General features: G+C 64.5%; 15 protein-coding genes and 1 tRNA gene. 8 read left to right on the plus strand and 8 right to left on the minus strand.

Features of this window, described 5'->3' with window-relative positions; genetic code table 11:
* Positions 1-49: 49 nt before the first annotated feature.
* From LC407_RS12455 to LC407_RS12465, 3 genes are all read right to left on the minus strand, one after another.
* Positions 50-1066 carry a restriction endonuclease gene (locus tag LC407_RS12455; RefSeq protein ID WP_025876983.1) on the minus strand — a complete coding sequence of 339 codons (1017 nt, stop codon included), beginning with the start codon at positions 1064-1066 and terminating at the stop codon, positions 50-52.
* A gap of 238 nt (positions 1067-1304) precedes the next feature.
* Positions 1305-1796, minus strand: coding sequence for a phasin family protein (locus LC407_RS12460; RefSeq protein WP_025876984.1), 492 nt, complete (start codon positions 1794-1796; stop codon positions 1305-1307).
* Positions 1797-1877: 81 nt separating this feature from the next.
* Positions 1878-2153, minus strand: coding sequence for a polyhydroxyalkanoic acid system family protein (locus LC407_RS12465; RefSeq protein WP_025876985.1), 276 nt, complete (start codon positions 2151-2153; stop codon positions 1878-1880).
* Between the two features lie 125 nt (positions 2154-2278).
* Between LC407_RS12465 and LC407_RS12470 the strand changes: the two genes are divergently transcribed.
* From LC407_RS12470 to aroA, 4 genes are all read left to right on the plus strand, one after another.
* Positions 2279-3088, plus strand: a complete 810-nt coding sequence (locus LC407_RS12470) for an FHA domain-containing protein (RefSeq protein WP_223482902.1) — start codon at positions 2279-2281, stop codon at positions 3086-3088.
* Positions 3089-3322: 234 nt separating this feature from the next.
* Positions 3323-4408: a 3-phosphoserine/phosphohydroxythreonine transaminase gene (gene serC, locus LC407_RS12475; RefSeq protein WP_223482903.1), complete on the plus strand. Its 1086-nt coding sequence runs from the start codon at positions 3323-3325 to the stop codon at positions 4406-4408.
* Positions 4409-4459: 51 nt separating this feature from the next.
* Positions 4460-5650 carry a prephenate dehydratase gene (pheA, locus tag LC407_RS12480; protein ID WP_025878757.1) on the plus strand — a complete coding sequence of 397 codons (1191 nt, stop codon included), beginning with the start codon at positions 4460-4462 and terminating at the stop codon, positions 5648-5650.
* A 74-nt stretch (positions 5651-5724) separates the two neighbouring features.
* The gene (gene aroA, locus LC407_RS12485) at positions 5725-7032 is read left to right on the plus strand and encodes a 3-phosphoshikimate 1-carboxyvinyltransferase (RefSeq protein ID WP_223482904.1); all 1308 of its coding nucleotides are present in this window, start codon (positions 5725-5727) and stop codon (positions 7030-7032) included.
* Between the two features lie 157 nt (positions 7033-7189).
* Here aroA and LC407_RS12490 read toward each other — a convergent pair whose 3' ends face one another.
* Both LC407_RS12490 and LC407_RS12495 read right to left on the minus strand, forming a co-directional pair.
* Positions 7190-7759, minus strand: coding sequence for an energy transducer TonB (locus tag LC407_RS12490; RefSeq protein WP_223482905.1), 570 nt, complete (start codon positions 7757-7759; stop codon positions 7190-7192).
* 118 nt (positions 7760-7877) lie between these two features.
* A complete protein-coding gene (locus LC407_RS12495; RefSeq protein WP_025878754.1) occupies positions 7878-8522 on the minus strand; it encodes an energy transducer TonB in 645 nt (214 codons plus the stop codon).
* 113 nt (positions 8523-8635) lie between these two features.
* On the opposite strand from LC407_RS12495, the gene serS reads away from it, so the two are divergent.
* A complete protein-coding gene (gene serS / locus LC407_RS12500) occupies positions 8636-9916 on the plus strand; it encodes a serine--tRNA ligase (RefSeq protein ID WP_025878753.1) in 1281 nt (426 codons plus the stop codon).
* A gap of 312 nt (positions 9917-10228) precedes the next feature.
* On the opposite strand, the gene LC407_RS12505 is transcribed toward serS, so the two are convergent.
* Both LC407_RS12505 and LC407_RS12510 read right to left on the minus strand, forming a co-directional pair.
* Positions 10229-10579: a ligand-binding protein SH3 gene (locus tag LC407_RS12505; protein ID WP_154880808.1), complete on the minus strand. Its 351-nt coding sequence runs from the start codon at positions 10577-10579 to the stop codon at positions 10229-10231.
* A gap of 135 nt (positions 10580-10714) precedes the next feature.
* On the minus strand, positions 10715-11302 hold the full coding sequence (locus tag LC407_RS12510; protein ID WP_033831454.1) for an NAD(P)H-dependent oxidoreductase: 588 nt from the start codon (positions 11300-11302) through the stop codon (positions 10715-10717).
* A 122-nt stretch (positions 11303-11424) separates the two neighbouring features.
* Between LC407_RS12510 and LC407_RS12515 the strand changes: the two genes are divergently transcribed.
* Both LC407_RS12515 and LC407_RS12520 read left to right on the plus strand, forming a co-directional pair.
* On the plus strand, positions 11425-12417 hold the full coding sequence (locus tag LC407_RS12515; protein ID WP_025878750.1) for a LysR family transcriptional regulator: 993 nt from the start codon (positions 11425-11427) through the stop codon (positions 12415-12417).
* 85 nt (positions 12418-12502) lie between these two features.
* A tRNA-Ser gene (locus LC407_RS12520) sits at positions 12503-12592 on the plus strand.
* A gap of 425 nt (positions 12593-13017) precedes the next feature.
* On the opposite strand, the gene LC407_RS12525 is transcribed toward LC407_RS12520, so the two are convergent.
* Entirely contained in the window at positions 13018-13779 is a 762-nt protein-coding gene (locus LC407_RS12525; protein WP_223482906.1) for an abortive infection family protein, read from the minus strand.
* 86 nt (positions 13780-13865) lie between these two features.
* Here LC407_RS12525 and LC407_RS12530 point away from each other — a divergent pair, with 86 nt between their 5' ends.
* Positions 13866-19523, plus strand: coding sequence for a DUF3320 domain-containing protein (locus LC407_RS12530; RefSeq protein WP_223482907.1), 5658 nt, complete (start codon positions 13866-13868; stop codon positions 19521-19523).
* The last annotated feature ends 47 nt before the right edge of the window (positions 19524-19570 follow it).

Below are 19570 nucleotides of genomic sequence, written 5' to 3' on the forward strand. Positions count from 1 at the left end.
TGGATGTGGTGCCGAGCAGCCGAGCTCGGCACCATCACGCCTCAGTCCATCAATACGTCGCGCACTGCCGCCAGCGCACCGGCTCATCCACACCGGGGCGGGCGTTGAGCTGCACGCGCACGTTGCGCAGGGCGGGGTAGCGCAGCACTTCCTGGCACACGCGTGGCCACACCGTTTCCAGTTCACCGGTGCGGTTGATGGCCAGCGTCTGCCGGGTCAGCCAGACGCCGCTGGCGATACCGGATTGCCCCGCCAGCGCGCGGGCCAGTTCGGCCTGGTAGCGGTCCAGCGTGGCAGCGTCCGGGTTGGGATTGCTGCGCGTGTCGTCGCCATTCTGCGCCGCGGCTGCGGCGACCATGGGAGCGGGCGCATTCGCGGCGCTTTCCGGCGCGGCGGGCGTCGGCACAGGACGTGCAGCCGGCGGCGCTACAGGTGCAACGGCCGGTGCTGGGACCGAGTCCGCCTGTTCCGGGCGCAGGCCCTGCAGGCCAAGTCCGACCAGCAGGCCCAGCGTCACTGAGGCCAGTGCGGCAATGGCGATGCGGCGCAGCGCCTCATGGCGGGCGATCGCGCGCACGCGGGTCTCAACATCGGCCGGCAGGTAGGGCTGCAGCAGTGGCCACAGGCGCGGACCATCGATTACTTCCACTGCCTGCTTTTCCGCCGCGCCCAGGCCATCGCGTTCAACCCGGCCTTCGGTGATCAGCATGCCGCCCTTGGCGCCTGCCAGTCGCGCGGCAGCACCCAGTTCGTTCACCGCAGCGGTGCCGATGCGATAGGCCAGGCCGTGCTTGCACGACACCCGCCAGGTGTTCGGTCCATCGCTGAGCAGGAAATCGCTGCTCGGCTCGCGGCTTTCCTCGCTCGGATCCTGTAGTTCACGCAGGCCGCGCTGCTCGCGCAGCATGCGCTTGATCAGCGTGGAGAACTCGCGCCAGTGCATGCCCGCCAGGGCCTGCAGGCCCAGTTGCATTTCGGTACGTCGGCGCTTGAACCACCAGAGATAGACGGTGGCCAGGGTGCAGGTAAGCAGGGCCGACAGCAGGGCCAGAATCCAGGGAAGCATGCAGGGCGACGACGGAAGGGGCGAAAACGGAAGCCCACAGTGTAAAGGGCCGACCGGTCGATTGCGTCAGGGTGTCCCCGACAGCAAGCGTGATGCAGCCCGCAGATCCGCACGCGCCAGACACGAAAAAACCCGCCAATCCTGAAGCCGTGAGGGGAGGGAACAAACGGCAGCCGAAGCGATTGGCGGGTTCTACGCGATTGTCAACGAAAATTTATTGCGTTGCAACAAAGGCGGTTCAGGGCGTGCTGCCCGGCGACTGGTGGCTGCCCGGCGAGGGGGCGTCCACGTCGGTGGAGGCACGGTGTTCGAGCTTGGCCAGGCGCGCGGTCAGGGCATCGATGCGGGCTTCCAGCGCGGTCACCTGATCGGCGGTCGGCACGTGCAGTCGCTTGAGTACGCCCTGCACCTGGTCATCGAAGGCCTTGTTGACCTTGTCCCAGGTTCCGGACGCCTTCTCGCGGGCTTCGTCCAGCGAGTGTTCGACGTTGTCGCGCCAGCCCGGTTCCTGCTCGCCGCTGCGTTCACGGCGGCGGGCTTCCCAGGCTTCGCCTTCCTTCACCAGGCCATCGAAGAAACGGCCTCCCTCTGCCTGCGCGCGCCCGAGGGCGCCCAGACCAGCCAGCCAGACCTGCTGTGCCGAATCGCTCAGCTTGCGCGAAAAGCGCTCTGCCTGGTCGCCGAAGCCGGCATCGTCGTCGCGGCGATCGTCATTCTCGTAACGGTTCATTGCATTCCCCGTGGGAGTTGGGCCTATCCCCGAGAGTAGCGCGGCGCGCCGTTGCTGGGCCGTGATGGCCGCAGCGCAGGTTCAGCCCAGCTTTTCCTTCAACACGCGCTGGATCTCGCTTTCCACCATGCCCTTCATTGCCGACAGCAGGAAGCCCAGCTTGGCCGTGACCCGCACCGCGCCCGGCTGCAGTTCGATCGCACCGTCCACGCCACTGCCGGAGAAATTCAGCACGTCGGCGGCCCACGACGACTTCAGGCCGAAGCGTTCGCCCAGCTTGGCGGCAACCTGCTCGATCGCTTCACGTGCCTGGGTGTCGGGCAGGGTGTGGGCGTGGCGGACATCGATGGTGGACATGCAGGCTCCTGGCGCAGGGCGGGGATCAATTGAGAGGGCGAGCATTGTGCGCATCGACGGCGCCCACGCCAAGCGCTCATCGCAGGTTCTTCTTCGTGGGCGGCCAACCTGCTAGTCTGCGCCGCGTGCAGAACCTGCTAGTTCACTTCAGTCAACAACAACAGCCCGACCAGCCGCTGCGGCCCGGGGTGCAGCGCATCGTGCGCCAGGCAAACGGCAGCGTGCGCCTCGGTGATGCCGGCAACGGCGCGCTGCTGCTTGCGCAGTTCTGCATGGACGACCGCGGCCTCTGGCTTCAGGTCGGCAACGGTATCCGTGGCATCCATGTGAATGGTCGCCCGGTGCGGCGCATGGCCCTGCTGAGGGCGGGCGACGCGGTCTACGTCGATGGCGTGGAAATGGTCCTGCAGGGCGAGGTCGACACCCTGCTGCAGGCACCGGCGCCGGCAGCCAGCGTCGAAGGCAGCGGCGACGAGCAGCGCCTGCTGCGCGGTGTGGGCGGCCTGCACCACGGCCGCAGCTACCCCCTGTCGCGCGCGCGGGTGATCGGCCGTGGCAGCGATGTCGACATCGAGATCGATGAGCCCGCCTTCGCCGAACAGCACGCGCGGGTGGAAGTCCAGGGCGAGCGGGTACTGCTGCGCGACCTGGGCAGTGCCGATGGCACCCGGGTCAACGGCGTTGCCGTACGCCACTGCTGGCTGCAGGCCGGCGACCAGGTCGTGTTCGACGGCCAGCACCGGTTCGTGCTGGAAGTGCCGCACGACCCGCGCCGGCGACCGCCACTGGCCGATGACGAAGGCAGCGACGAAGCCGAACAGGCACCGGTGGTACCGGTCGCTCCGCGTCGGGTGCGGCGCTGGCCGTGGCTGCTGGGCAGTGCGTTGCTGCTGGCAGCCGTGCTCAGCCTGCTGCTCTGGTTCGGCGCGCGCTGAATTCGTTCCGCCGGGCATGGCCCGGCGCTACCGCCCGGACCAACCCGCTTTGGGTAGTGCCGGCCGCTGGCCGGCAACCTGGTGAACCAAGGTGATTGCAATTGCCGGCCAGCGGCCGGCACTACCAGTGCCGCCGCGGCAATGGATACGGATGCAACCAAATTTCCCTTGCGCCACAAGGCCGCAAGGCTGGTGCAGTGCGGCATACTAGGGATCTTGCCCCACAGGTGTGCCATGACGCGCGCGTTCAACTTCAGTGCCGGCCCTGCAACGTTGCCGGAATCGGTCCTGCGCCAGGCGCAGGCGGAAATGCTGGACTGGCACGGTAGCGGTGCCTCCATCGTGGAAATGAGCCATCGCGGTCCGGAGTTCATGTCCGTGGCCGCCGAGGCCGAGGCCGACCTGCGTCGCCTGCTCGACATTCCCGAGGACTATGCGGTGCTGTTCCTGCCCGGTGGCGCCACCACCCAGCAGGCGTTGATCCCGCTCAACTTCGCCAGCCCCGGCCAGCGTGCCGACTACGTGGTCACCGGCCACTGGGGCAAGACCGCGGTCAAGCAGGCCAGCCCCTACGTGGACGTCAACATCGCCGCCAGCAGCGAGGCCGAAGGGTATCGCCAGCTGCCCGAGCGCGCCGGTTGGCAGCTCTCTCCCGACGCCGCGTACGTGCACATCACTGCCAACGAGACCATCCACGGCGTCGAGTTCCGTGATGTGCCCGAGACCGGCAACGTGCCGCTGGTGGCCGACTTCAGTTCGTCCATCGCCAGCGAGCCGCTGGACGTGCGCCGCTACGGTGTCATCTATGCCGGTGCGCAGAAGAACCTGGGCCCGGTCGGCATCGCGGTGATGATCATCCGTCGCGACCTGCTGGAGCGTACTGGCCAGCCCCGCGCGGACATCTTCGATTACCGCTCGCACGTCGCCCGCGATTCCATGCTCAACACCCCGCCCACCTGGAACTGGTACCTGGCCGGTCTGGTGTTCAAGTGGATGCTGGCCGAAGGTGGCGTGGTCGAGTTCGCCAAGCGCAACGCCGCCAAGGCCGCGCTGGTGTACGGCGCCATCGATGCCTCCGGCGGCTTCTATCGCAACGAGGTCGCCCATTCGGCGCGCTCGCGGATGAACATCCCGTTCTTCCTGCCCAACACCGACCTCGATGCCCGTTTCGTCGCCGATGCCAAGGCCGCCGGCCTGCTGGCGCTGAAGGGTCACAAGGTGGTCGGTGGCATCCGCGCCTCGCTTTACAACGCCATGCCGCTGGCCGGGGCCGAGGCGCTGGTCGCCTTCATGGCCGATTTCCAGCAGCGTCACGGCTGAGCAATGAACGGCGCGCATCGTCGGGTGCGCGCCCCGCAACAAGGAATTCCGATGGCAAGCAAACCCAGCAAGAAGGCGTCGAAGAAGGCCGAGCCGGCCAAGGACAGCGCCACTTCCAAGCCCAAGGGCAAGTCGAAGGCAACCGCGGTGCCGACCCTGGCGCCACTGGCACTGGCCGATGTGCGTTCGAAGATCGACCAGATCGACCGTGACATCCAGAGCCTGATTGCCGAGCGCGCACAGTTCGCCCACCAGGTCGGCAAGGCCAAGGGCAAGCTCGCCGCCGCCGTCGACTACTACCGCCCCGAGCGCGAGGCGCAGGTGCTGCGCATGGTGGTGGATCGCAACGAAGGCCCGCTCAGCGATGAGCTGCTGGTGCACGTCTACCGCGAAATCATGTCGGCCTGCCTGGCCCAGCAGGAGCCGTTGAAGATCGGCTACCTCGGTCCGGAAGGTACCTTCAGCCAGCAGGCCGTGCTCAAGCACTTCGGCCGCTCGGCGCTGGGCCTGCCGATGGCCAGCATCGAAGAAGTGTTCCAGGAAGTGGAAGCGGGCAACGCCGATTTCGGCGTGGTGCCGGTGGAAAACTCGGGGCAGGGCACCATCCAGATCACCCTGGACATGTTCCTCACCTCCAACCTGAAGATCTGCGGCGAAGTGGAACTGCGCGTGCAGCAGTACCTGATGTCGCGCAGTGGCCGCATCGAGGACATCGAGCGCGTCTACGGCCATCCGCAGTCGTTCATGCAGACCTCGGCATGGATGCGCGCCAACCTGCCCAAGGCCGAGAAGATCCCGGTGGCCAGCAACGCCGAAGGGGCGCGCCGTGCGCGCAACGCCGACGATGCAGCGGCCATTGGCGGCGAGAGCGCCGGCCATGTGTACGGCCTGAAGAAGGTCGTCACCAAGCCGATCCAGAACGATGCCGACAACACCACCCGTTTCCTGGTGGTGGGGCGCAACATCTTCCCGACCTCCGGCCATGACCGCACCTCGGTGCTGGTGTTCATCCATGACAAGCCCGGCGCGCTGTTCGATGTGCTCAGCCCGTTCGCGCGCCATGGCATCAGCATGAACCGCATCGAGTCGCGTCCCTCGCACCACGGCAAGTGGGAATACGGCTTCTTCATCGACCTGGCCGGTCACATCGACGACGCGCCGATGCAGGCCGCACTGGCCGAACTGGAAGCGCACTCGGCGCAGATCAAGGTGCTTGGCTCCTATCCGGTAGCCGTGCCCTGATCCCTGCTGCGGCGGCTGCGGCCGCCGCCCCTGATGCACCGCCGGCGAGCCGGCGTTTACGGAACCATTCAACGATGAGCAACGCGCAGCACTGGATCGCCCGCAAGGGCCAGCCCCTGCAGGGCAGCCTGACCATTCCCGGCGACAAGTCGGTCTCGCACCGCTCGGTGATGTTCGCCGCGCTGGCCGATGGCACCTCGCATATCGAAGGCTTCCTGGAAGGCGAAGACACCCGCGCCACCGCGCGCATCTTCAGCCAGCTGGGCGTGCGCATCGAAACCCCCAGTGCGTCGCAGCGCATCGTGCACGGCGTCGGCATCGATGGCCTGCAGGCACCCAGCGCACCGCTCGACTGTGGCAATGCCGGCACCGGCATGCGCCTGCTGGCCGGCCTGCTGGCCGGTCAGGCATTCGACTGCACGCTGGTCGGCGACGAATCGTTGTCCGGCCGTCCGATGCGCCGCGTCACCGGTCCGCTGTCGCAGATGGGTGCGAAGATCGACACCGAGGAAGACGGCACGCCGCCGCTGCACGTGCATGGCGGGCAGACGCTGCACGGCATCGACTTTGCCTCGCCGGTGGCCAGTGCGCAGATCAAGTCCGCCGTGCTGCTGGCCGGCCTGTACGCGCACGGCGAAACCAGCGTCACTGAGCCGCACCCGACCCGGGACTACACCGAGCGCATGCTGTCCGCGTTCGGCGTGGACATCGCGTTCTCGCCGGGCAAGGCCCGCCTGCGTGGTGGCCAGCGCCTGCGCGCGACCGATATCGTGGTGCCGGCCGACTTCTCCTCGGCCGCGTTTTTCCTGGTCGCGGCCAGCATCATTCCCGGCTCCGAACTGCGCCTGAAGCAGGTCGGCCTCAATCCGCGCCGTACCGGCCTGCTGCACGCGCTGCGCCTGATGGGCGCGGACATCACCGAACAGAACCCGGCAGAGCAGGGCGGCGAACCGGTGGCTGATCTGCTGGTGCGCTACGCGCCGCTGAAGGGTGCGCGCATTCCCGAGGAGCTGGTGCCGGACATGATCGACGAGTTCCCGGCATTGTTCGTGGCCGCTGCTGCCGCCGAAGGCCAGACCGTGGTGACCGGCGCCGCCGAACTGCGGGTGAAGGAATCCGATCGCCTGGCCGCGATGGCGACCGGTCTGCGCGCGCTGGGCATGCAAGTGGACGAAACCGAAGATGGCGCCACCCTGCACGGCGGCGTATCGCTGGGCAGTGGCACCATTGAAAGCCACGGTGATCATCGCATCGCGATGGCCTTCGCCATTGCCGGCCAGATCAGCCATGGTGAAGTGCGCATCAACGACATCGCCAACGTCGCAACGTCCTTCCCGGACTTCGACGGACTGGCTCGCAGCGCCGGCTTCAACCTGGCCTGAGGTAGTCCCGGCGCCGCTGCGCTCGCCGGGCATGGCCCGGCGCTACCCTCGGCGCCTGCCCCGGTAGCGCCTGGCCATGCCCAGCGGAATCCCAACGCGCGCGCAAAAAAAAACGGAGGCCGAGGCCTCCGTTTTCATTTCAGGCGTCAGCCGGTGATCAACGCTGTTCGGTACGGAAATCCACCGGCACGCGTACCACGCTGGCGACCGCACGACCCTGATGCATGGCCGGCTCGAACTTCCAGCCCTGCACGGTGTTCAGCACGGCACGGTCCAGATCGCGGCTGCGCTCACCACTGCGCGACACGATCGCAGCGTCGGTCACGTTGCCACGCGTATCCACATTCAAGCTGGCAACCACGCTGCCCTGCACGCCACTGCGCAGCGCAGCAGCCGGATAACTGGGCTTGCTGTTGCTGGCCAGCGGACGCGCCTCACGGTTGCGTACGGCCGGGGCTGCCTTGCGCTCGCTCTGCGCGGGCACGGCCTGTCGCGCAGCCGGGGTGGGCGTGATGGCGACCGGCGTTTCCGTGGCCGGCAGCATGCGCTCGCTTACCGGCGCAGGCGCAACGTCGTCATGGCTGGAGAAACGCAGCCAGACCAGTGCCGCGGCGAACATCGCCACGATCAGGGCCAGCCACAGCCAAGGGGAGGTCGAGCGCGGCTCGAGCGCGCCATCCTGCTGCAGTTGCGGCGAATGAAGGTTCTCGTGGGTGGTGGCAGTCATCGCAAACTCCTCACGTCAGTAACGACGCCCAGAGTGTTGCCCGAGGCGGCGTCGAAGCGTGTCAGCATTGCGTCAACGCAACCTGCAAGGTTCAGCTTTTCTGCGGGGAAGCGTTCAGTTACTGCGGCTTGAAGTCGAACGGCACTTCAATGCTGCCCGGCACCGGCTGGCCATTGCTGACTGCCGGGCTGAAGCGCCAGCGACGCACCGCGTCCGTTGCTGCACGGTCCAGCTCGCGCGAACCGCTGCGCTGGATCACCGTCACGTTGTTCGGGTAGCCGGTGGCGTCCACCTCCACCCGCACCACCACGCTGCCCGCTTCACCGCGTCGCAGGGCGGCGGCCGGGTAGGCTGGCGGCGGCGACTGGCCGGCAATCGGCATCGGCTGCGCATTGGCGGTTGCCGGTGCCGCAGTGCCCGGCGCGGCCGGAGCGGGTTCAACCGTGGCCGGTGGCGGGGGCGGGGCGGTTTCCACCAGCTTCGGCGCATCTTCTTCGTCCGGCACCGGGGCCGGCTTGGCGTCTGGCATATCGCTGGAACCTGCGGCCGCGGCCAGCGGCTCGGGCAGCGGTTCCACCTGGGCGGTTTCCTGCGGCGTCTGCGCGGCCGGGTCGGCACGGAAGAATTCCTTGTCGCGTCCGGTCAGCCAGACCAGCACGAACAGCAGGATGCCCACGCCGAAGGCGATGCCGGCGATCTTCAGGGCGTTGCGCGGGATATGCACGGTGAACGACTTGGCAGGCGACGGACGGGGAGCAGACATGGACCAGACCAGTACGGAATGCCTCGATTCTGCCACGGCCGGAATGAACCGGGCGGCAGAATTCCGTATAACAGGCGATAATCCCGTTCCTGTTACCCACCACGACGCCTGCCATGCTTGATCCAGCCCTGCTCCGCCACCAGCCCGCCGACCTCGCCGAACGCCTGCGCACCAGCCGCGGCTTCGAGCTCGACGTGTCTGCCCTGGAGTCACTGGAGGCCGATCGCAAGCGCATCCAGGTGCGTACCCAGGAGCTGCAGAGCCTGCGCAACAGCCGTTCCAAGGCCATCGGCCAGGCCAAGGCCAAGGGCGAGGACGTTTCGGCCATCATGGCCGAGGTCGCCGCGTTTGCCGACGAGCTGAAGGCTTCGGAAGTGGCCCTGGACGAGCTGCGCGAGAAGATCGACACGATCTCCATGGGCATCCCGAACATACCCGCTGATGACGTGCCGGCCGGTGCCGATGAAAGCGAGAACGTCGAGCAGTCGCGCTGGGGCACCCCGCGCCAGTTCGACTTCAAGGTGCTGGACCACGTTGAGCTCGGCGCCCGCAACAAGTGGCTGGACGGCGAAACCGCCGCCAAGCTGTCCGGTTCGCGCTTCACCGTGCTGCGTGGCCCGATCGCCCGCCTGCATCGCGCCCTGGCCCAGTTCATGCTCGACCTGCACAGCGGCGAGCACGAGTACCAGGAAACCAATGTGCCGGTGATCGTCAACGCCGACAGCCTGTACGGCACTGGCCAGCTGCCCAAGTTCGAAGAGGACATGTTCATCACCCAGCTGGGTGAGCAGAAGCGTTACCTCATCTCGACCTCGGAAATCTCGCTGACCAACATCGCCCGCGACGAGATCCTCGATGCCGAGCGCCTGCCGCTGCGCATGACCGCCCATTCGCTGTGCTTCCGTTCCGAAGCCGGCAGCGGTGGCCGCGACGTGCGCGGCATGATCCGCCAGCATCAGTTCGAGAAGGTCGAGCTGGTTTCGATCTGCCGCCCGGAAGACAGCGACGCAGAGCACCAGCGCATGACCCGCTGCGCCGAAGTGGTGCTGGAGAAGCTGGGCCTGCCGTACCGCAAGGTGCTGCTGTGCACCGGCGACATGGGCTTCTCGGCCATCAAGACCTACGACCTGGAAGTCTGGCTGCCGTCGCAGGAGACCTACCGCGAGATTTCCTCGTGCTCGAACTGTGGTGACTTCCAGGCCCGCCGCATGCAGGCGCGCTGGCGCAACCCGGCCACCGGCAAGCCGGAGCTGGCGCACACCCTGAACGGCTCGGGCGTGGCCGTCGGCCGCGCGATGATCGCAGTGATGGAGAACTACCAGAACGCCGACGGCAGCATCACCGTGCCTGAAGCACTGCGCCCGTACATGGGCGGCATCGAAACCATCGGCTGATCAGCCGGTAGCGCCGGGCCATGCCCGGCGGCCTTCTGATGGGTGCCGGCCATGTCGGCACCGCATCCACCCATGGCGTGGATCTACTGAGGCGGTGTGGCATCCACGCATGGCGTGGATCTACTGACGCGGTGCGGCATCCACGCATGGCGTGGATCTACCGAGGCGGTGTGGCATCCACGCATGGCGTGGATCTACTGAGGCGGTGCGGCATCCACGCATGGCGTGGATCTACTGGCGCGATGCTGCATCCAGGCGCTGGGGCTTAGGGCTTTGCAGTAGATCCACGCCATGCGTGGATGCCGCAATCCATCAACCTGCTATGCGCAGCTTCTCCAGCGGTACCCAACCGGCCTCGCCAGCTGCCGGCACACACCACGCCCACCCATTGAGCGTGCGCACGCCGCGCAGGTGCTGCCCCGGGTCCACATCAAGCTCCCGTGCGCAGTAATCCTCCGTGGCAAACGCGCCACCCTGCGCATCGCGACCGATCACCGGCGCCGGCACGAACCCCGGCTGCTGTCCCTCGGCCTCGCACAGAAACCAGTCTTCCCAACCCTCGGGCCCCTCATAACGTTCGCCCACCACCAGTGCCTGGCCACGGTGCAGGGTGATCGGGTGCGGAAATTCGCTGCGGTGCGCAGCCATCACGATGTAGTTCATCGCCCCATGGTGGCAAAAAAAAGCGGCCCCGCAAAAGCAGGGCCGCCAGGGTAGGGTGGGCCGGGATGGGGGAGGGAATCCCGGCCCGCGTTCAGCGCCCAGACGAGGGAGAGAGGCGCCGAACGCTGGAACGCGTTACGCCGCTGCCACTTCCGCCGCCTCATGCGACGGCAGCGCCGCCAGCGCACCGGCAATCGCGTCTTCACGATGCTGCGGCGAATAGGCGATGCCCTCGGCACGCACGAACTCGATGTCGTTGATGCCCCAGAAGGCAAACGTCTGGCGCAGGAAGGGCTCCTGGAAGTCCGCCGGCGAATCGGTGTAGATGCCGCCACGGCTGCTGACCACGATCACCCGCTTGCCACCGGCCAGGCCCACCGGGCCGTTCTCGGTGTACTTGAACGTGCGCCCGGCAACCGCCACGCGGTCGATCCAGGCCTTCAGGGTGGAGGGCACGCTGAAGTTGTACATCGGGGCACCGATCACCACGATGTCTGCGGCCAGGAACTGCTCGAGCACCTGTTCAGCATCAGCGGCCTCGGCCGGGTCGGTCTTGGCCAGCGAGCCGCTGCGCAGATGCGGTACCGGATTGGCGTCAAGATCGCGATAATCAACCTGCAGGCCGTCGATCTGCTGCTTGAACTGGGCCACCACGGCGGCGGTCAGGTGGCGGGAGACGGAGTTGTCGCCAAGCACGCTGGCGTCGATGTGCAGAAGCTTCATGGCAGTACCTATGTTCGGGAGAGGTGGCGGGCTTGCCGCCGACGGAGAGAACGATAGGTTGTTGCATCGGCGGGATAAAGGTGGTTGAATGCCACGTATTGTTCTATCAATGGAACTCGGGTATGCATGACCTGAATGATCTGTACTACTTCGCGATGGTGGTCGACCACGGCGGTTTCGCCGCCGCCGAGCGCGCACTGGGCATCCCCAAGTCGCGCCTGAGCCGCCGTATCAGCCAGCTGGAAACCGACCTGGGCGTGCGCCTGCTGCAGCGCTCCACGCGCCGCTTCGCCGTCACCGACGTCGGTACCAGCGTGCACCGCCACGCCCAGACCATGCTGGCCGAGGCGCAGGCCGCGCGCGAGGTGGTGGATCGCCTCAGCGCCGAGCCTCGCGGCCTGGTACGCGCCAGCGTGCCGGTGTCGCTGGCGCAGATGCAGCTGCCCAAGCTGCTGCCCAAGTTCCTCGAGCAGTACCCGAAGGTGCGGCTGCAGCTGAACATCAGCAACCGCCGCGTGGACATCATCAACGAAGGCTACGACGTGGCCCTGCGCGTGCGTTCGCGGCTGGATGACGACGGCAGCCTGGTGATGCGCAGCTTCGGCCAGGTGCAGGAACTGCTGGTGGCCAGCCCGAAGTACCTGGACCGCGCCGGTCGCCCGAAGGACCCGGAAGAGCTGGCCAACCACGTAACCCTCAGCATCAGCGAAGACGAAGCGCGCCAGCGCTGGGAACTGCACGGACCCGAAGGCGCCGTGCGCCGGGTGGACCTGCAGCCGCGCGTGGCCGGTTTCGACTTCCCGCTGCTGCAGAGCATGGTGAAGGACGGCTTCGGCATCACCATGCTGCCGGAAACTGTCTGCGCCGATGCCGTGCGCAATGGCGAGCTGGAAGTGGTGTTGCCGGACTGGTCGCTGCCCCAGGGCGTGTGCCATGCCGTGTTCGCCTCGCGTCGCGGCCTGCTGCCGGCGGTGCGGGTATTCATCGACTTCCTGGCCGAACACCTGCCGCCGCAGCTGGAGGCCTCGCGCCTGGATTGCGGTGGCGCCTGCGAGAAAGCCAAGGAGCGGATCAAGGCCAGTGCGCTGGGTGCGTTGGCGGTGGACGCGGGCTGAGGCGCCGCCCCGACGGAACAACGGTCTTGGGCAAATCGCCCGGCCGTGCGAGAATGCGTGCCCGGCCAGCAGGCTGGGCCGATACGGAGAGATGGCCGAGCGGTTTAAGGCACCGGTCTTGAAAACCGGCGAAGGGTCAAACCTTCCGTGGGTTCGAATCCCACTCTCTCCGCCACTTGATGCCTGTCTGTTGATTCTTAACTCGAATAAGTCAATTGACCAATTTAAGTGGCAGGAGTTGTGCTGAGAAAGTTCTCGCATGCACATCCCCCAGCGATCGAATTGATCCTTAATCGGTCGCCGAGCATAGTCGGGTGTACCGGTTGACTGACGGTCGTGCTCGATTGTCCTGCTCGCTAGATGAGCATTTGGGACCATAGAAGCTATTGGTGCTCCAAAGCCGAATCGCGGCATTTTTTAAGCTGAGCTTGGTCGCCTAAATTCACCTTTGAAGTCGACTGAAGGCGGCGGTGCCTCCTGCGTCTGCACCATTCTTGAGCTTCACCGCAATTGTGAAGGGCCTTGCGCTAAGGGAGGGCAGGGGGGGCGAAAAAACAGCAGGGTCTACTCGTTTTTTGGCTGTTGTCCTGCGTTATTGTTCTATTTTTCCTGTGTTCTACCGTCTAGATATTGGATAATGCTGCGCGTAAGGTTGACTACAAGTAATGCCTCATCGCGCTCGACCAGTTGATCGTTGGCATGAGCCAGGCTTGCGCGGTTACGTAGTGGGTTGAGCGCGTCAAGGATGTTTCCAATGGAGAAGACGATTTTGCGCATCGCATCGTCTTGGACGCCCATATCGCGCAGAGCGGGATGGTTCTCACGCATCAACTTAAAAATCTGAGTGACTCCTGGGTCCGTTGGCAGCGTAGCCATGTCCAACCCTGCCGACCGACACATCGCTTTCAAGTAGCCATGGAGAGCGGTGTGAACGCGATCCAGGGCGCTCACTGGTCCCTGTGCCTCCAACAGCGATGCCGCGTCGGCCAATGCTTGGTGCACAAGCTCGCTGGCCAGCTTCGGGGACGTCGGCTCTACGGCGGCAATTTGGCTGCATCGCTTCGCCATTGCAAGCAACTTGGCGCGCGCCTCCGGGGTTCGCTGGACCTCTGACCCCACCGGGAACCGACGGGCAACGCCTCGCACTATCGCCGCCTGAGACTGCGGATCGACGGAAGAGAGCACGGCCAAGAAACGTTGGCGCGTCGTGCCCGGATATTCCTCCGGATCGACTTTTAAGTCGCAATAGGCGGCGTAGAACTCACGGTGGGACGGATAGGTGAAATCGCCCAGATAACCGCCTGACACGCCAATGTAGTGGTTGGCGATCCAGTGGATCTCAGTCGGACGCAGGCCATCCATGGAGCCCCTCGCTCGCCGGGTGGAAGGCCGGCCCAGATGGGGGCACTATAGCTCTGGCGCCCAGTTTCGGGCCATAGGGGGAAGACATGGAAAGGTCGTTTGAGGAAGGGACGGTCGACGCCCCGGAGAGCGGGTCTGTGCTCCGGGAGCGAGGCTCGCTGATTGACAAGGTCAATCGGGCCCGCCTGGAGCTGCTCGACCTATCGACCCGCAATCGGTTGCTTAACGTTCCCCGTTCCGGCCATGCCAAGACGGTTGAAGTGGTCAATGAGCTCGCACGAGCGATGTATCAGACGCTCGTCATCGACGGAAAGCGCTTCACCTTCGTTGCTGGTAGGGCTGATCCAAAGACGGCCGTAGACGATACCGTTGGCGAGGAAAGCGAACAGTCCGACTTAGCCAGCCTCGTCCAGGTCAACGCTGTTGATGCGGAAGCCGACCTCGCGCTTCTCGAGGATGAGCCGGACGACCTTGAGCTTTTGGCGCAGCCCAACCTAGAGCTGGACGAACAGGGACGCCGTGTCAGCCACTGGGACGCCCAGCTGACGACGCGCTTGACGCCGACCGGCCTCCAGAAGCGGCTTTTAGACCTCTACGTCGACGCCCGCACGCTTCAGGAAGAGCAGGGCATCAACGTGCTCTATCTCGGTATTGGCTACCTTAAATGGCGAGCTCCGACCACGCCTAAGATAGACCGATATGCTCCCCTCGTGCTGGTGCCAGTTGCCTTGGAGCGCAGCAATGCTGGCGAAAAATTTCACCTTCGATGGCAGGGTGACGAGATTGTTGCCAACCTCTCGCTCCAGCTCTTCTTGCAACGTCAGTTTGAGATAAAGCTCCCCGAGATCGATGAGTTCGAAAGCCTCGACATCGATGACTACTTGTCCAAGGTGGCCGCCCTGATTGAGGGCAAGCCCGAATGGGCAGTTGTGCCGGACGATGCGGTCCTGGGCTTATTCTCGTTTGCTAAGTTCATGATGTATCGGGATCTGGACCCCGTGAGTTGGGAGCAGTCTGGTGGCCTGGAAGCGCTCCCCGCACTTCGTGGCGTAGTTTCGGACGGCTTCCCCGGCGCGGCTATTTCGACCAACGATGAGGACATTGACGCTACTGTTAGCCCGGAGCATATGCGCCATGTCGTCGACAGCGACAGCTCCCAGTCCCTCGTCGTCCATGATGTGCTTAAGGGGCGGAGCATCGTGGTCCAAGGGCCGCCGGGCACCGGCAAGTCCCAGACCATCGCCAACATTATTGCTGGGGCGATTGCCGAGAAGAAGCGCGTGTTGTTCGTGGCGGAGAAGCTGGCGGCACTGGAAGTTGTGAAGAGGCGCTTGGACCAAGTTCGCCTTGGCGCCGCGTGTCTTGAGCTTCACAGCAACAAGGCGAACAAGCGAGCCCTGCTCGAAGAACTGCGACTGACATGGAATTTGAGCCCACTGGCCGATGAGGACAGCGGCCCGATCGTTCGTCAGCTCACTGAGCGACGCGATTTGCTTAACGCCCATGCCTTGCGCCTACATCAAGAACTGCTGCCGTCGAAACTGACGCCCTACGAAGTATTCGGCAACCTTGTTCGGCTGCGTCGGGAGGGGCATGTCACGGCACGCATCCGACTCGATTCGCCGCTCGAGTGGGCATGGGACAGAGTGGGAGAAAACCAGAAGCTGCTTCAGGATCTGTGTGACCGTGTCCTCACCATGGGCATCCCCGACCAGCACGCCTGGGCCGGTGTGGAGAATGAGGCGCTCCTGCCGAACGATCGGGACCGGTTGATTCGGGAGATCGCTGACCTTGCCAATAAACTGGAGGACTGGAGGCAACGCGCCGTTGAGCTGACCGGCATGCTCGATCTTCAGTTCTCCGACCGCCTCGACGCGCCACAAGCCGCAATCGAGCGAGCCAAGATTCTGCTGACGGCACCGCCCCTCGGGTCCGACGCACTCGCAGACGCCTCGTGGGAGGCGCCTGCAGGCCCCGAAAGCCTCATCGAAGATGTCCGGCGGGCGCAGGAGCTGCGCCAAACTTGTAACGAGTTTGCATGCGAATCCGCACTTGAACAGGAGTGGGGGCAGACGAGGCAAGACTTGTCGAATGTTCCTGGAGACTTCGTCCTAGGCAAGGAACTGTCTGCGATGCGCGATGCGCACCAGAAGCTGTCGGGCATGACTTCTGACCTAGCCCGGCTAGCCCAACTGGTAGGGGAGCAGCGACCGCTAACATTTGAGGTAATGGCTCATGTCTGCGCGCTTGCGGAGCGCGCTAGCTCAGCGCCGCAGATCGATCGCGATGCTCTAGTTGCCCGTATTTGGGAGCGAGGCGTTGACTCAGTCCAGAACCTGGTTGATTGGGTGCAGCAATTCCAGACGGCCCGCCGTGAACTCAGCGGGGTGTTCCGGGAGTCTGCCTGGTCCGCTGACCTTGAGGACGCCCGGCTGCAAATCGCAAGCCGCACTGGCAGTTTCTTCCGCTTTGTAAGCGGCGAGTGGCGCGCTGCGAATCGGCTGGTCCGCGCGCAGCTTCGAAATCCCAAGCTGCCGGCTGATCAGTTGCTTCCAGAATTGGACAAACTCCTTGACGCACAGGCAGCGCTTCGTCGGGTCGAGGAGGGCAATGCTCAGGGCGAGGAGGCATTCGGTGCTAACTGGGAGCGTGATCGCTCTGATACTGCTTTCTTGAGGGGCGTAGTAGCTTGGATGCGCGGCATGCGCCCGCTCGGGCTGGGCGCTCGCGAGCAAGTTGCTGCTATTGGTGACAGGGGGTTAGCGGCTGAGTTGGCGGATCGTTTGGTCCCCGGGCTTGCCGAAGTCCAGGCCCTTTTGTCTCCCATACACGAATCACTGCTCACCAGCGGGCAGATGCTGTGGAGTGCGGTAGAGTCCTCGCTTCCGAGGGTTCCGCTGCTTCGATTGTTGGACGACACGGCCCCGTTCGGGCAGGCCATTTTGGTGTGCGATTCGCTGAATGACGCCAAGGCGTTGACCGCGTCACTTGCCCTTGAACGCATCGACGCTCTCACCAGCACTCAGGCAGCACTTGCCGCACTTGCTCAAATCGACCCGCAAGGTGAAGCCGCGTTCGGTGACCTATGGCTAGGCGCTGCTTCGGATGCTGCTGCGCTCCAAGAAGCCTGTCTCTGGATGACTACCAATACTGACTTGAGGGTGCTGGCCTCGCGCACTGCCGACCCCCAGCAGAAGCTCGAGCAGGCGACAAATCAGCTTGAGGAAGCTGAAAGGCTGGGCATCAAGCTTTCTGAGCTATTCACTGCCCTGCGATTTGCGGGTAACGAAGAGGTCGCACCGGATCCCGCTGAGGTCTCCGTGAATGCCGCGATGGTCCAGCTCAAAGCGTGGGAAGCAGATCCGGAAGGCCTCCCGCAATGGGTTGCTTATATCGCTCAAGCAAATGTGGCTGAACGACGTGGCCTGAAGAACTTCGTCGATGCGCTGGCGACCGGTTCGCTGGCTCCCGATGAGGCTCGCGGCACGTTCGATCTAGCCTATTACGAGGCGGTTCTGTCGGCAATGGTGGCCCGGGACCCGGAGCTGGCGACGTTCGACGGCAAAAAGCAGACCGAGATTGTCGAGTCGTTTTGCGAGCTGGACCGAAGCCGCATTGACCTGGCTCGGCGGCAGGTTTCGCGCTCGCATCGCGAACGAATCCCATCGAAGAGCGGGGCCGCTGGCCCTGTGGCGGTGATTCTCGGCGAGATGGCGAAGAAGAGAAGCCACCTCCCTATTCGCCAACTGATGGTGTCGGCGGCGCCTGCCATCCAGGCACTCAAGCCAGTCTTCATGATGAGTCCGCTGTCGGTGGCGCAGTTTTTACCGCCCGGCGCGGTGGAATTCGATCTTTTGGTCATCGACGAGGCAAGCCAGGTCCAGCCAATCGATGCCTTGGGTGCTATTGCCCGTGCGAAGCAACTGGTCATCGTGGGGGACGAGCGTCAATTGCCCCCCACGCGGTTCTTCTCAAGAGCGTTGGGCGATTCGTCCACACCGTTGGATGACTCCGCAGCGCCTGCCGACGTGGAGAGTATCTTGGGCCTGTGCTTGGCGCGTGGGTTGCCGGATCGAATGCTCCAGTGGCACTACCGAAGCCGCCACCAGTCTCTAATCGCGGTTTCCAACAGTCAGTTCTACGAGAACAAGCTGCTGATCGTGCCAAGCCCCTACACGAGTGAGGCGGGAGTGGGTCTGCGGTTTCACCACTTGCCAGACGCCGTTTATGACCGGGGCGGGACCAGCACCAACGCGCGTGAAGCGAGGACGGTTGCCATGGCCGTTATTGCTCACGCACAAACGACACCACATCTCACGTTGGGGGCTGCCGCTTTCTCGACCCAGCAGCGGCGTGCAATCTTCGACGAAGTGGAACTGCTGCGTCGCCAACATCCTGAAACCGAAGGCTTCTTCACGGCGCATGCCCATGAGCCTTTCTTCGTCAAAAGTCTGGAGAACATCCAGGGCGACGAACGCGATGTCATCTTCATCTCTATCGGCTATGGCCGAGATGCGCGCGGCGGCGTGAGCATGAACTTCGGTCCGGTCAGTAGCGAGGGCGGCGAACGCCGTCTCAACGTGCTCATCAGTCGGGCCAAATCACGATGTGAGATCTTTTCGTCTATCACCGATGAAGACATCGACCTCAGTCGGGGCAAGGGTAAAGGCACTGCCGCGCTCAAACTGTTCTTGCACTATGCCCGCACCGGACGTCTCCATATCGCAAGCGAAGCTGTCGAGGAGCGCAAGAAGACGTTCGAGCAGGAGGTCGCCAAAGCGCTCATCGCTCGTGGTTACGACCTTCATATGCATGTGGGCGTGGCCGGGTTCTTCGTCGACATTGCCATCGCCGATCCGGAGAAGCCGGGACGCTATGTCATTGGTATCGAATGCGACGGAGACTCGTACCGAAGGTCGAACGGTGCGCGCGATAGAGATCGTCTGCGTGACCAGGCGCTACGCGACAAGGGCTGGCAAGTCCACAGGGTGTGGAGTGCCGAATGGTTCCTGAGGCCCGCCGCGGAGCTTGACGCCTTGGTGCGCGTCATCGAGCGCTCAAAACTGGAGCCGGATCCCTTTGAGGCGGAGACGGTCTCTCGATCGCGCGCCGTTCCAATCAACATCGAGAGCGTGGACCACAACGATTTCGTCGAGGTGGGTCTGGTCAGCTCTGACGAGTTACCCAACACCGATCCTTACGTGGAAGCCAACTTCGCGGTGCCCAGCCAGCAACAGGAGCTGCATACAGTTCCTGCGATGCGGATGGCAGGTTTTGTGCGCGACTTGGTTCACATCGAGAGCCCAATCCATCGGTCAGAGGTCGTCGTGCGCATTCGTTCGCTATGGGGCTTGCAACGGGCAGGAGGGCGCATCCAGAGCGCGGTTGATGAGGGCATCCGGCGGGCAGTCGAAGACGGTCTGGTGCTGCAGGATGGCGAGTTCCTTCTGTGGCCTGGACGCGGTATTCGAGTGCGTGACAGAAGCAGCGTTCAGTCCCTGAGCCTGCGGCGCCCCGAACTGCTTCCACCCATGGAGATGGATGTCGCGATCTTGGAGTTGGTGCGCGAGAACCTAGGCGCGACATTGGACGAAGTCGCGCTCCAGGTGTCGCGCCGGCTGGGCTTCCGAACCACGAGCGCGCAGTTGCGTGCGGCTCTCGTGGGGCGGACCGAGTCGCTTTTGGCATGTGGTGCTCTGGACTTGCGAAATGGATTGGTGGTGGAGCGCCCGGCTCAGGAATGACAGCGAGTCGCCGAAATTCCACACGAGAGGCGGGGCGCGTATCTATG

Origin of the sequence: Stenotrophomonas sp. OVS01A (genome assembly GCF_019969775.1) — a bacterium.
Classification (GTDB): domain Bacteria; phylum Pseudomonadota; class Gammaproteobacteria; order Xanthomonadales; family Xanthomonadaceae; genus Stenotrophomonas; species Stenotrophomonas indicatrix.

What these genes read in the sequence shown, in the direction of transcription:
- LC407_RS12455 (WP_025876983.1), bottom strand. Translation starts at nt 1,066, where the DNA reads ATGCTTCCCTGGATTCTGGCCCTGCTGTCGGCCCTGCTTACCTGCACC.
- LC407_RS12460 (WP_025876984.1), bottom strand. Translation starts at nt 1,796, where the DNA reads ATGAACCGTTACGAGAATGACGATCGCCGCGACGACGATGCCGGCTTC.
- LC407_RS12465 (WP_025876985.1), bottom strand. Translation starts at nt 2,153, where the DNA reads ATGTCCACCATCGATGTCCGCCACGCCCACACCCTGCCCGACACCCAG.
- serC (WP_223482903.1), top strand. Translation starts at nt 3,323, where the DNA reads ATGACGCGCGCGTTCAACTTCAGTGCCGGCCCTGCAACGTTGCCGGAA.
- pheA (WP_025878757.1), top strand. Translation starts at nt 4,460, where the DNA reads ATGGCAAGCAAACCCAGCAAGAAGGCGTCGAAGAAGGCCGAGCCGGCC.
- aroA (WP_223482904.1), top strand. Translation starts at nt 5,725, where the DNA reads ATGAGCAACGCGCAGCACTGGATCGCCCGCAAGGGCCAGCCCCTGCAG.
- LC407_RS12490 (WP_223482905.1), bottom strand. Translation starts at nt 7,759, where the DNA reads ATGACTGCCACCACCCACGAGAACCTTCATTCGCCGCAACTGCAGCAG.
- LC407_RS12495 (WP_025878754.1), bottom strand. Translation starts at nt 8,522, where the DNA reads ATGTCTGCTCCCCGTCCGTCGCCTGCCAAGTCGTTCACCGTGCATATC.
- serS (WP_025878753.1), top strand. Translation starts at nt 8,636, where the DNA reads ATGCTTGATCCAGCCCTGCTCCGCCACCAGCCCGCCGACCTCGCCGAA.
- LC407_RS12505 (WP_154880808.1), bottom strand. Translation starts at nt 10,579, where the DNA reads ATGAACTACATCGTGATGGCTGCGCACCGCAGCGAATTTCCGCACCCG.
- LC407_RS12510 (WP_033831454.1), bottom strand. Translation starts at nt 11,302, where the DNA reads ATGAAGCTTCTGCACATCGACGCCAGCGTGCTTGGCGACAACTCCGTC.
- LC407_RS12515 (WP_025878750.1), top strand. Translation starts at nt 11,425, where the DNA reads ATGCATGACCTGAATGATCTGTACTACTTCGCGATGGTGGTCGACCAC.
- LC407_RS12525 (WP_223482906.1), bottom strand. Translation starts at nt 13,779, where the DNA reads ATGGATGGCCTGCGTCCGACTGAGATCCACTGGATCGCCAACCACTAC.
- LC407_RS12530 (WP_223482907.1), top strand. Translation starts at nt 13,866, where the DNA reads ATGGAAAGGTCGTTTGAGGAAGGGACGGTCGACGCCCCGGAGAGCGGG.